A 13237-nucleotide genomic window follows, 5' to 3' on the forward strand; every position below is an offset into this window, starting at 1 on the left:
TTTTTTATTCACCTCATTTAAGTTGATGAAGTTTCCTGATTGATTTTCGGCTGAGATTTCAGGCTTTGGGTCAGACCGTTAATATCACCGCCATGAATACCCAGTTCACTCATCAGGCTGTCAATTAACGGCGCTTGCGAACGATAGCGCAGGGCACTGTTCACCACCTGATCAGACAGGGCCACTTGACCATGACCGTGTTCGCTGCCATCGACATGTGCGCTGCCCATCCCATTTAAACCATTGACGTGCAGAATCTTGATGTCATCAATATTTTCCATTGGCTTGACGCTTTCACGGATAATTTCTGGCAGGTATTTCAGCATGGCCAGACGTACCTGCATTTCGACCTGTTCCGTCGACAGGATGTTATTGGCTTCGTTGACTGCACGGGTACCTTCAGCATCAACCTGATACTGTTTTTCCATCGCTTGTGCCAGCAGGACTTTGGCATCGGCTTCACCACGCGCTTTTAAACGCAGCTGTTCTGCATTGGCTTCTGCGGTAATCCGCACCGCTTCCGCTTCATCGACCGCCGCCTGTTTGCCCGCTTCAGCAGCAACAGTAATGGCAATCGCATCTTTTTCAGCGGCCTGCTTGGCAGCCACCAGCTCGACTGCCTTGGCACGTTCTGCGCGCTGGGTTTCACGTACGGTAATCACTTCTTCTTCTGCTTTTACCGCTTGAGCACGGGCTAAATCGGCCTGCGCTTTGGCTTCAGATTCGGCACGGGATTTTTCCGCAATGGCAATGGCGCGGTCCTGTTCGGCCAGCTCAATGGTTTTCTTCTGTTCCACTTGGGCTTTTTGGACTAGCTGTTCTTTTAAAATATTTTCATTGGCGACATCACGTGCTGAGCCAATCCGTTTCAGTTCAATTTCACGTTCAGCAGCAATGCGGGCTTCTTCCGCTTCACGTTTTTTGGCTGCTTCCTGGGCTGCAATTTCCGCCAGCTGTTCAGCACGGCGTACCGAAATTTCACGTTCTTGCTGTAACTTGGCATATTCTTCTTCACGAAGAATCTGCAGGCGCGCCTGTTCGGCTTCCAGGTTTTTGGCTTTAATGGCTAAGTCGGCATCCTGTTCAATGTCGTTACGTTTACGACGACGGTCTTCAATGGTTTCGGTTAATTTGGTCAGACCTTCGGCATCGAAAGCATTTTGCGGGTTAAAGTAGCGGAAACTGGTCTGATCCAGTCCGGTTAAAGATACAGTTTCCAGTTCCAGACCGTTTTTAAACAGATCTTCCGACACCACCTGCTGTACTTTCTGTACGAAGTCGACGCGTTTTTCATGCAGTTCTTCCATCGCCATTTCTGCGGCTACGGCACGTAAAGAATCGACAAATTTACCTTCGACCAGATTTTTTAATTCATTCGGGGACATGGTTTTTTGCCCCAGCGTTTGTGCTGCGGTGGCAATAGATTCAGCGGTCGGTTTAACCCGCACATAAAATTCGGCCATGACATCGACACGCATACGGTCGCGGGTAATCAGGGCCTGATCTTCAGCACGGCGCACTTCCAGACGCAGGGTATTCATATTGACCGGAATAATTTCATGCAGCACCGGTAACACAATCGCCCCCCCGCCGAGAATGACATGCTCACCGCCAAAACCGGTACGCACAAAGGAAATTTCCTTGCTAGAGCGGCGATACAGGCGGGCCAGGATTAAACCAATCACAAATAAGGCCAGGAAAATAATTCCGGCAATAATCAAGACGTTATACATATTTGAACTTAACATTGTTATCTCTTGTGTTTTTCAGTTGTTAATTTAAATGCATGGCATAAAAGCCAATTTTGGTTCTCCCCGTTAAAATTACGGATTGACCCTGTTGAAAACTTTCGTCCTGTTCCGGTTCTACCAGAATATAGTGGGTCAGACCATGCTGATCCTGCACTTTGGCTTCTGCCGGAGAATTGGGAGTAGCCACACCTAAAATAATGGTGGCTGTGCGGCCAATCAGCTCGTCACTATAAATGGCGGTGGTTTCATCTTGCGGTAAAATGCGGGCAATCAGCATGGCGCTATAACGCACCAGGGGCATGCTCAGAAACAGACAGGCCGGTGCCATTATCCAGGCTGTAATATATTGACCGATCCATTGAAACAGCACTGATTGTAAAATCAGGCCAGACAAACCATATAAGGTCAGGAAAATAATCAGCCAGATCAGCAGCGGTACCCGGCCAATGTACAGCCAGTCCAGAAACTGGACCAACAGGCCACTAGAACCATCAATATTCACTTCTACATCTTTATGCGGAATTAAGTCATCTGGCAGGAACTGGTCCAGAATGCCCTGACTGCCGCCACCGGCCAGTAACAGAAACACTTCCAGCAGGGCAAAGAAAAACAGCAGGCAGATACAGACACTAAAAATCAGATTGGAAGGGTGAGTGAGCAAATCCCACATAACTGAATACTCTATTGTTCTGTTGTGTTTAAATTATTGATATTCAAAATATATATTATTATTGAATGCGCCTAGCATAGCATTAGGCCGCGTTTTTGTCTAAAAAACCTGCATATTTTAGGCAAAAAAATACGCAATGATTGGGGTGATCATTGCGTAGAACAACGAATCTGCTTGCACAGTTTCGGTAAAGGAGAAATGTTATGAATTAGGATTGCTCCTAGAACATATGACTAGAATACGCCGGCATGAGGCAGGGTTCAGCAGCGTTCAGGTAAATTCATGTTAAAGATTGTTGCTTCTATAAAAATTGTGTGACATTTCTCTCCATATTTTCTCCATCATTGTAAACGTAGCATAAAAAAGCCTTTCGCGAGGAAAGGCTTTTCAAGATCAGCATGGGGCTTAGAAGCGGAACACCCCTAAACCGGCTTTAACTTCATCTAAAGTGGCTTGAGTAATGTCACGGCACTTATCGGTACCGGTCTTTAAGATATCCATGATGTAATCCGGATCTTTGGCCAGTTCTAAACGGCGTTCACGGATTGGACCAATCAGCTCTTTTAAAATGCCTTCCAGACGTTTTTTCACGGTACCATCACCCAGACCACCACGGCGATAATGGGCTTTTAATTCTTCCAGTTCTTCTTTGTTCGGATCGAAAGCATCTAGGTAGGTAAATACCACGTTGCCTTCAACCTGGCCCGGATCTTCAATGCGGAGGTGGTTCGGGTCGGTGTACATGGCATTTACTGCTTTTTTAATGTCTTTGTCAGTAGCATCGAGCACAATGGTGTTGCCCAATGATTTTGACATTTTGGCTTTACCATCAAAACCAGGTAAACGGCCAACATTCGACAGCAGTGCTTTACATTCAGGCAGCAGGTCCTGACCTACCTGACGGTTAATGCGGCGTACAATTTCGTTGGTCTGTTCGATCATAGGAATCTGATCTTCACCCACGGGCACTACAGTCGCTTTAAACGCGGTAATATCGGCCGCTTGGGCAACTGGATAGCACAGGAAACCAGCTGGAATATCACGTTCAAAACCACGCATCTGAATTTCAGATTTAATGGTCGGGTTGCGCTCTAAACGTGCCACAGTGACAAAGTTTAAATACAGCATGGTCAGTTCATTCAAGGCCGGCAGGCAAGACTGAACACAAATGGTGGTTTTGGTCGGGTCAATGCCCACGGCCAGGTAATCGGTCGCCACTTCAATAATATTACGACGTACTTTTTCAAAGTTGTCGGCGTTATCAGTCAGGGCTTGAGCATCGGCAAGTAAAAGATGTTGATGGTGAGAATCCTGTAAACCTACACGTGAACGTAAAGAACCTACAAAATGACCGAGGTGAAGTTGTCCGGTTGGACGGTCGCCAGTCAAAATAACAGGACGATTATCTTGATTACTCATTATCTCTTCCAAGTCGTTGTTACGACATTTCTATACCGATGATTGGGCTACATTGTACGGCATAATATTTTTGAATGTCACGGGATAAGCCGAACAGAATCAACAATTGTCTGGAAATTTTAAAGATTTATTAATGAAGTAAATACAAAGTTTTGGAAGATTTCTCCTTAGAATAAGCCTAGAACACGATAAGGATAAAAATTATGGCGAGTAGCTTATTACTATTATTAGATGATATTGCCACTGTTTTAGATGATGTGGCGGTCATGAGTAAAATGGCCGCAAAGAAAACGGCCGGTGTACTCGGTGATGATCTGGCCCTGAATGCCCAGCAGGTCAGCGGTGTACGTTCGGAGCGGGAACTGCCGGTGGTCTGGCGCGTGGCCAAAGGTTCTTTTGTCAATAAACTGATTCTGGTGCCTTTAGCTCTACTGATTAGCGTGGTGGCGCCGTGGCTGATTAACCCGTTACTGGTCGTGGGCGGTTTATTCTTATGTTATGAAGGGGTTGAAAAAGTCCTGCATTCCTTGCACAAGAAAAAAGCCAAAACTGCCGAAGAAGCGCAGCAGGAATTAATTAAAACCGAAACCGATCTGGCCACGTTTGAAAATGAAAAAATCAAAGGGGCAGTCCGGACCGACTTTATTCTCTCGGCAGAGATTATTGTCATTTCCTTGGGTACTGTAGCTACCGCGGCCTTTGGTGTAAAAGTCACAGTGCTGAGTATTATTGCCATCGCCATGACCATTGGGGTCTATGGGTTAGTGGCATTTATTGTCAAGATTGATGATATTGGGCTGCATCTCTCGGAACAGGCTTCTAATTTTAAACAGTCGGTCGGGCGCGGCTTGTTGGCCTTTGCGCCAATCTTGATGAAAATCCTGTCGATTGTCGGGACTCTGGCCATGTTCCTGGTGGGCGGCGGGATTATCAACCACGCTATTCCATTGGTACATCACTTTACCGAAGACAGTGTGGAATACGTGCAGGAAATTCCCAATATCGGCAGTATTTTTGGTGCGCTTACTCCAACCTTGATCAATTTTGCTGTGGGCTTTATTGCCGGTTTGATTGTGGTGGCGCTAATTGGTCTGGTGAAAAAGGTCTGGCCACGTTCCAAAGCCTCTTAAACTATGTAAAATTCTAGCCAAGAGATAAAGATAATAAGGAGATTGCTATGCGTTGGAAAGGTCGTCGCGTCAGTAGCAATGTAGAAGATCGTCGCGGTGGTGGCGGTGCCAAAGCCGGCGGGATCAGTATTCTGGGTCTGGTGGTGGCTTTTGTGGCCTGGAAGTTTTTTGGGGTCGATCCGCAAACAGCCTATCAGGCCACCAAACAGGTGACCAATCAGGGGCAGAGCGCGGAAACGCGTGGTCTGGAAAATCCGACGCCGGAGCAGCAGGAATCGATGGAGTTTATTGGTACCATTCTGGCCGATACCGAAGATACCTGGACGCAGGTGTTTGCCCAGCAGCTGAACCAGCAATATGTGCCACCCAAACTGGTGATGTTTAATGGTGCGGTCAGTTCCGCCTGTGGCAATGCCAGCGCTGCCATGGGGCCGTTTTATTGCCCGGCCGATCAGAAAGTCTATTTAGATACTGGTTTCTTTAAAGATATGCGCACCCAGATGGGAATTTCCGGCGAGCAGAACCAGACCGAATTATCGCGTCAGGATCAGGCTGGAGATTTTGCCCAGGCTTATGTGATTGCACATGAAGTCGGCCATCATATTCAGACCATTCTGGGGATTTCCGGACAGGTACAGCAGATGCGTCAGCGTGCCAGTCAGGTCGAAGGCAACCAGTTATCGGTTCGTCAGGAACTTCAGGCCGATTGTCTGGCCGGTGTCTGGGCGCATCATAACCATCAGCGTACTCAATTCCTGGAACAGGGCGATGTACAGGAAGCGATGGATGCCGCACATAAAATTGGCGATGACTATTTGCAAAAACGTTCGAGCGGACAAGTAGTGCCGGATAGCTTTACCCATGGTACCAGTGCCCAGCGCGTGCAATGGTTTAATACTGGTCTGAAGTCGGGCAATATGAATGATTGCGATACCTTTGGACAAGCCATCTAAAGTGTTGCATCCGCTTTTTAACTCAAGGTGAATACAGGAGGATGTGCAACTGCATGTCCTCTAGTTTTTTAAGCCTAGCTTTTCTAACCAGCACAGCTTTTCATCCCAATAGATTTCAACACTCTAAGATTCTTTTTATGTCTATTCCAGCACGTCCCAGTCAGGAGTTGGCCGCTTATATCACCGCGGTGATTGCCCAGATTCCACCTGGTAAAGTTGCCACCTATGGTCAGATTGCAAAACTGGCCGGTTTGCCGAAACATGCGCGTCTGGTGGGTTATGTACTGAAACATCTGGCACCGGGGCATGTGTTGCCATGGCATCGGGTGCTAAATGCGCAAGGGAAAATTAGCCTAAGCAAAATCAATGCGCAGGGTGAAAATATACAGGCGTTAAAACTGATACAGGAGGGTGTAGTGGTCCTGAATAACAAGGTGAGCTTAAAGCAGTATCAATGGCAGCCCTAAAAATAAAAAATTCCCCATACCCGCAGGTACAGGGAATTTTCTGGAGGAAAGATTAACGTACGATGAGTACAGGAACATTACCTTCGCCCAGTACGCTTTGCGCGACGCTACCGAGGAATAACTTTTTCAAACCGGTACGGCCATGAGAACCCATCACAATCAGGTCTGCATTCATTTCAGTTGCAGCACGTGCAATTTCACGATGAATCACTTGACCTTCAAGCAGACGAGACTCAACTGCTACACCTTGTTCCTGGAATTTTGCTTTGGCTTCATCCAGTGTTTTGAGAATAGACACACGCGCACGTTCAATCAGGTCATTGGTCTGGCCTGCTGAAATGTATTCTGATGCAATATATGGATCGAGTGTTAACACCTGTGCAACGGTTACTTTACTGCCGAAAGCTTTGGCAAGCTCGACTGCTTTGGCAACTGCTGCGTAAGAAGTTTCAGAACCGTCCACTGGAACTAAAATGTGTTGAAATGCCATCGTTATTTCTCCTTATTGTGTCATTCAACAATAAAAAATTGAGGGAACACTTTCTATTGCCTTAATGTTATCTTAGCGCTTATTTTTAAATAATAAAACCCAGTAATTTCATAGGGATAATTATTTTTTTAAGAAAGTTTAAGCCTTTCTAATTTAACATGTTTTTGAGTAATTAATCAGCAGTTTACACTAAAGTTGAAGGCTTATTTCATTAAGTCTAGCTTTAGAATGTGTTTAGCTCAGGTTTTTTGAGTTTTAATATCGATTAGATGAAAGTTTTGACCTGATGCTTGGCCTAAGCAAAAGTCCAAGGGAATAATCAGCAGTCTTTGAAATAATCAACCAAAGCAGCAACATCCTCTGTCTGCAACTGTTCCCGCATCTTTAAAAACTGCTTTTCATCCATCTCGTAAATTTTAAGGGAAAGCAGTTTTTCTATATCTTCTTGTGGAAAGCGATATTTAATAATTTTGGCAGGAACTCCTCCCACCACGGCATAAGGTGGAACGTCTTTTGTTACGACCGCACCAGTTGCCACAATTGCACCTTCACCCAGCGTCACGCCTTGCATAATCATGGCACGTGAGCCAATCCAGCAACCATCACCAATAACAGTATCGCCAGCAGGTACAAAACTGCGCGTATCAAACGGAAAGGCAGAAATCCAGTCAGTTCGGTGTAACTGATTACCGCCCATCATAATCACGCATTCCGCCCCAAAACACACGAAATTGCCAATATAAAGCTGATCAATTGGCTTCTCAGGCGTAGAAGGCTTGTCATGCAAATAACGCACAACACAACGCTCAAAACCCTGATCCCAATAAGCAGAATAATAAGAATAGTTTCCCTTAATGTGAATATTAGGGTTTTTCATAGTTTTAGAAATAAATTCGAATTCACACCAATGCTTAACAGGGGAATTAATTAAGGGTTCAGCCATAAGAGCAATCAAAGAACAAGCGTAACGCCATTATAGCCGAAGTTAACTCAAATGCTTAAAGGCCTCAATTGCACGAACACGACTGCTTTTTAAATCTACAATCGGCTTTGGATAATCCAATTTTAGTTGTGGATTTTTCGCATAAGGTTCGTGAATTTGTTTCGCATTTAAATGTGAAATTTCAGGTACCCATTGACGAATATAATCGCCATTTGCATCAAACTTTTGCGACTGACTTACAGGGTTGAAAATACGGAAATACGGTGCAGCATCTGTTCCTGTAGATGCACACCACTGCCATCCACCGTTATTGGCAGCCAAATCACTATCAATTAAATGCTGCATAAACCATGATTCGCCTAAACGCCAATCTATCAGTAAATTTTTGCTTAAAAACATCGCGCAAATCATACGAACACGGTTATGCATCCAACCCGTTGCAAGTAACTGTCGCATGCCAGCATCTACAATTGGGATACCTGTTTGCCCATGCTGCCAAGCCTGTAAATCTTCAGGAGCATTGCGCCATACAATGCGTTGAGTGTCTAATTTAAATGGTAAGTTTTTCGATACGCGAGGGTAGTCGAATAAAATATGCTGATAAAACTCACGCCAAAGGAGTTCATTTAACCAAATTTGTTGCCCATTGTTTTCAAATTCCATACAGCCGTGACTGTGGCGAAACAAAGCTTGTAAACATTGGCGAATAGAAAGAATGCCAATATTTAAATAAGCTGCAAGTTTACTCGTGCTATTCAAATTCGGGAAATCACGTTCAATATGATAATACTCAACTTGATTTTCAATAAACTCATCTAAAAGTTCCCAAGCATGATGCTCACCAATTTGCCAAAGATTTTGTAGGTTTTCGCTGATTACTTTTTCTTCTGAATTTGAGTAAATATCACTTAATTGTGGAACTTCTCTTGTAAAGTCATTGTGCTGTGGAATTGGTTTTTGAACCTCAATAGTTGGGTAGCATTGTGGCAAGCTTATGCTGAGTTTCTCATAGCATTGCTTTTTAAATGCACCAAATACTTGATATGGATGACCAGTTTTATTACGAATGCTTCCAACAGGGAAAATAGTTCGGTCATGATACAACTCAAAACGAATATTATTCTTTTCTAATAGCTGTTGAGTTTGAGCATCGCGTTTTAATTCATTTACACCCAATTCTATATCGGCATGAACAGCTTGAATATTATGATTTTGGCATAAGCTTAATAATTGATTTGGCAGGTCTTTCCATAATGGAATAGTTAAAATAACAAGTGGAATATTTAACGTGGCAAGTTCATTTTTTAGATAATTCAGTTGTCTTAAATAGAAGTCAATTTTAATTAGCGCATCATTGTGCACTTGCCATTGTTTTGGCGATAGCACGACTAAGGCAATGCAAGGGCCAGCTTCGCGAGTATGCCAAAGAGCTGCATGATCATGAATTCTTAAATCTTGACGGAACCAAATAAGCTGCATTTTAAAATTTATAGAAAAATATTGACTATTAAAGCATATACATTTGCTGTAATTTTTTCGTGAACTTTTGTTTGAAAGATAATAAAAAACCCCTCAGAAGAGGGGCTTTGGGATGTCAAACCATCTAAGGATTAGATGTATTCAACGCTGACGATTTCGTACTCAACTTCACCTTGCGGGGTGACAATTTTTACGTCATCGCCTTCATTTTTGCCCAACAGGCCACGCGCGATTGGAGAGTTCACAGAGATTTTATTAATTTTAAAATCTGCTTCATCATCACCTACAATTTTGTAAGTTTTACGTTCTTCTGTGTCAAGGTTTTCAATGGTTACTGTTACCCCAAATACAACACGACCATTTTGCTCAAGTTCTTTTACATCAATGACTTGGCAAGCACCGAGTTTACCTTCGATGTCTTGAATACGCCCCTCACAGAAACCTTGCTGCTCACGTGCTGCATGATACTCTGCATTTTCTTTTAGGTCGCCGTGTTCACGTGCTTCTGCAATCGCAGCAGTAATACGTGGGCGTTCAACAGTTTTTAACTGGTGTAATTCTTTCTCTAAGGCGACTTTGCCTTCAGGAGTCATAGGATAACGTTGCATTGTTGTCCCTCAAGTTGAATATTAGAAAAATACAGCTCTATAAATGAAAAAAAGCCCGCCACCGAGAGGTGACGGGACTTCTCGGTAGACAATTAACCTTTGCTTAAATCTTGCAAACGATAAACATCCATCGGCAATTTAATGGCTAACGCTTGGCATACCGCATCGGCACCATTCAGGGTAGTCGTATGATAGACCTTACCTTGCAGGGCAGAACGGCGGATTGAGAATGAATCCTGCTGCGCTTGTTTGCCTTCAGTGGTATTGATAATGAGGTGAATTTCGCCATTTTTCAAGCGGTCCACAATATTCGGACGACCTTCAGTTACTTTATTCACACGTTCACATTCAATTCCTGCGGCTTTGATCACATCATAAGTACCGCCGGTAGCGATAATTTTGAAGCCAAAGTCTGCAAGCTGTTTGGCAATACCTGCTGCACGTGGTTTATCAGAATCACGTACCGAAATGAATGCATGCTTGATTTCGCCTTCGGTTGGCAAACCTGGTAAGCGTTCATTCGAGCCTAACACAGCTTTGTAGAATGCTTCACCAAAAGTTTTACCCACACCCATTACTTCGCCTGTAGATTTCATTTCAGGGCCAAGGATTGGGTCAACACCCGGGAACTTGTTGAATGGGAACACCGCTTCTTTAACAGAGAAGTGCTCAGGAATAATCTCGGTTGTGAAGCCTTGTGACTCCAGAGATTGACCCGCCATACAACGTGCAGCAATTTTCGCTAATGATTCACCGATACACTTAGATACGAACGGCACGGTACGAGAAGCACGTGGGTTCACTTCCAGAATGTAAACGTCATCGCCTTTTACCGCGAACTGTACGTTCATTAAACCGATAACGCCCAGCTCTTTGGCCATCGCTACGGTTTGACGACGCATTTCGTCCTGTACTTCGTTTGATAACGAGTAAGGTGGAATCGAACATGCAGAGTCACCTGAGTGAATACCCGCCTGTTCAATGTGCTGCATGATCCCGCCGATCACCACATCTTTACCGTCAGATACGCAGTCTACGTCAACTTCAATCGCATCATCCAGGAAGCGGTCAAGAAGAACAGGGGCATCATTCGACGCCTGAACGGCATCACGTAAGTAACGCTTCAATTCTTCTTCGTTGTACACGATTTCCATCGCACGGCCACCTAGTACGTATGATGGACGTACCACCAGTGGATAGCCCACTTTCGCCGCTTCAGCAATACCTTCTTCAGCAGATTTTACGATGCTGTTGTTTGGTTGACGCAGTTGCAGACGTTGAATCATTTGCTGGAAACGTTCACGGTCTTCGGCACGGTCAATCGCATCTGGAGATGTACCAATGATTGGTGCACCAGCCTCTTCTAACGCACGCGCCAGTTTCAGCGGTGTTTGACCACCGTACTGTACGATAATGCCTTTAGGCTTCTCGGTACGCACGATTTCAAGCACATCTTCCAAAGTAATTGGTTCGAAGTACAGACGATCTGAGGTGTCATAGTCAGTAGAAACCGTTTCAGGGTTACAGTTCACCATGATGGTTTCATAACCGTCTTCACGCATCGCAAGCGCCGCGTGTACACAGCAGTAATCGAATTCGATACCCTGACCAATACGGTTAGGACCACCACCGATGACCATGATCTTGTCTTTCGCAGATGGATTCGATTCACATTCTTCATCGTAAGTTGAATACATATAAGCGGTATCAGATTCGAATTCTGCCGCACATGTATCCACACGTTTGTAAACCGGAGTCACGCCCAGGTTCCAGCGGTGTTTACGGAATTGTTTTTGTGAAATACCCATCAGGTTGGCGATACGCAGATCCGATAAACCTTTGCGTTTGAACGCACGGATGTTGTCTGCGTTTAAATCACCGAAACCTAAAGTTTTGATCTGGTTTTCAGTATTGATGATGTCTTCAATCTGAATCAGGAACCAGCGGTCAATTTTGGTCGCTTCAAATACTTCATCTAAAGTGAAGCCATGACGGAAGGCATCCGCTACGTACCAGATACGCTCTGGGCCTGGAACTTTAAGTTCTTGCAGGATTTTCTCGCGCGCACCTTCAGTACCCACTTCGATTTTTTCATCAAAACCAGAAGCACCGACTTCTAGACCACGAAGGGCTTTGTTGACAGATTCCTGGAAGTTACGGCCAATTGCCATTACTTCACCCACAGATTTCATCTGAGTCGTCAGTGTTGCATCTGCTTGCGGGAATTTTTCGAAGTTGAAACGTGGAACCTTGGTTACAACGTAGTCAATTGATGGCTCGAACGATGCAGGAGTTGTACCGCCAGTGATGTCGTTTTTCAGCTCATCCAGGGTATAACCCACTGCCAGTTTCGCTGCGATTTTCGCAATCGGGAAACCTGTTGCTTTAGACGCAAGGGCAGATGAACGCGATACACGCGGGTTCATTTCAATGATAACCATACGGCCATCTTTCGGGTTAATACCGAACTGAACGTTAGAACCACCGGTTTCTACACCAATTTCACGCAGTACCGCTAAAGACGCGTTACGCATGAGTTGATATTCTTTGTCGGTCAATGTTTGTGCCGGAGCAACTGTGATGGAGTCACCAGTATGCACGCCCATTGGGTCAAAGTTTTCGATTGAACAGACGATAATACAGTTGTCGTTTTTGTCACGAACAACTTCCATCTCGTATTCTTTCCAGCCAATGAGTGATTCATCAATCAATAACTGGTGAGTCGGAGACAGGTCGAAACCACGTTCACAGATTTCAAGGAATTCTTCGCGGTTGTACGCGATACCGCCACCAGAACCACCCATGGTGAATGATGGACGAATAATCACAGGGAAACCGAAGCGCGCCTGAATGTCCAGCGCTTCTTCCATAGATTCCGCAATCGCAGCTTTTGGACATTCCAGACCAATTTTACGCATTGCTTCGTCAAACAGTTTACGGTCTTCTGCTTTTTCAATCGCTTCTTTAGTCGCGCCAATCAGCTCAACATTGTATTTTTCTAAAATACCGTTGGCATCCAGAGCAAGGGCACAGTTCAGTGCAGTCTGGCCGCCCATGGTTGGTAAAACTGCATCTGGACGTTCTTTTTCAATGATCGCTGCAACGGTTTGCCAGGTGATTGGCTCGATATAGGTTGCATCCGCCATTGCCGGGTCAGTCATAATCGTCGCCGGGTTCGAGTTCACCAGAATGACGCGGTAACCTTCTTCACGCAGCGCTTTACAGGCTTGAGCACCCGAGTAGTCAAACTCACAGGCCTGACCGATAACAATAGGACCAGCACCAATAATTAAGATGCTTTTAATATCCGTACGCTTTGGCATTATT

11 protein-coding genes are annotated in these 13237 nt (G+C 44.9%); 3 read left to right on the forward strand and 8 right to left on the reverse strand.

All coding sequences use genetic code 11. The features are described from left to right. Positions 1-17 precede the first annotated feature (17 nt). From FTT68_RS01015 to trpS, 3 genes are all read right to left on the reverse strand, one after another. Positions 18-1748: a flotillin family protein gene (locus FTT68_RS01015; protein ID WP_127798958.1), complete on the reverse strand. Its 1731-nt coding sequence runs from the start codon at positions 1746-1748 to the stop codon at positions 18-20. A gap of 25 nt (positions 1749-1773) precedes the next feature. Continuing rightward, positions 1774-2421, reverse strand: a complete 648-nt coding sequence (locus tag FTT68_RS01020) for a YqiJ family protein (RefSeq protein ID WP_005176281.1) — start codon at positions 2419-2421, stop codon at positions 1774-1776. Between the two features lie 405 nt (positions 2422-2826). Then, on the reverse strand, positions 2827-3840 hold the full coding sequence (trpS, locus tag FTT68_RS01025; RefSeq protein WP_005176282.1) for a tryptophan--tRNA ligase: 1014 nt from the start codon (positions 3838-3840) through the stop codon (positions 2827-2829). Positions 3841-4043: 203 nt separating this feature from the next. Between trpS and FTT68_RS01030 the strand changes: the two genes are divergently transcribed. The 3 genes from FTT68_RS01030 to FTT68_RS01040 all read left to right on the forward strand — a co-directional run bounded on the left by FTT68_RS01030 (position 4044) and on the right by FTT68_RS01040 (position 6390). Continuing rightward, positions 4044-4970, forward strand: a complete 927-nt coding sequence (locus FTT68_RS01030) for a DUF808 domain-containing protein (protein ID WP_075174426.1) — start codon at positions 4044-4046, stop codon at positions 4968-4970. A gap of 47 nt (positions 4971-5017) precedes the next feature. Beyond that, a complete protein-coding gene (locus FTT68_RS01035) occupies positions 5018-5923 on the forward strand; it encodes a neutral zinc metallopeptidase (protein ID WP_005176288.1) in 906 nt (301 codons plus the stop codon). A 137-nt stretch (positions 5924-6060) separates the two neighbouring features. Beyond that, on the forward strand, positions 6061-6390 hold the full coding sequence (locus FTT68_RS01040) for an MGMT family protein (protein ID WP_168390664.1): 330 nt from the start codon (positions 6061-6063) through the stop codon (positions 6388-6390). 52 nt (positions 6391-6442) lie between these two features. On the opposite strand, the gene FTT68_RS01045 is transcribed toward FTT68_RS01040, so the two are convergent. The 5 genes from FTT68_RS01045 to carB form a co-directional block, all read right to left on the reverse strand. Then, positions 6443-6880, reverse strand: coding sequence for a universal stress protein (locus FTT68_RS01045; RefSeq protein WP_005176293.1), 438 nt, complete (start codon positions 6878-6880; stop codon positions 6443-6445). Positions 6881-7199: 319 nt separating this feature from the next. Next, complete coding sequence (locus FTT68_RS01050; RefSeq protein WP_005176296.1) at positions 7200-7823, reverse strand: CatB-related O-acetyltransferase; 624 nt, start codon at positions 7821-7823, stop codon at positions 7200-7202. Positions 7824-7865: 42 nt separating this feature from the next. Further along, a complete protein-coding gene (locus FTT68_RS01055; RefSeq protein WP_180006793.1) occupies positions 7866-9302 on the reverse strand; it encodes a deoxyribodipyrimidine photo-lyase in 1437 nt (478 codons plus the stop codon). A gap of 131 nt (positions 9303-9433) precedes the next feature. Then, a complete protein-coding gene (gene greA, locus FTT68_RS01060; protein ID WP_152342225.1) occupies positions 9434-9910 on the reverse strand; it encodes a transcription elongation factor GreA in 477 nt (158 codons plus the stop codon). A 92-nt stretch (positions 9911-10002) separates the two neighbouring features. Then, a complete protein-coding gene (carB, locus tag FTT68_RS01065) occupies positions 10003-13233 on the reverse strand; it encodes a carbamoyl-phosphate synthase large subunit (RefSeq protein ID WP_016659941.1) in 3231 nt (1076 codons plus the stop codon). Positions 13234-13237: the final 4 nt, after the last annotated feature.

Source organism: Acinetobacter sp. Q85-2 (assembly GCF_013420555.1).
Taxonomy (GTDB): Bacteria; Pseudomonadota; Gammaproteobacteria; order Pseudomonadales; family Moraxellaceae; genus Acinetobacter; species Acinetobacter indicus.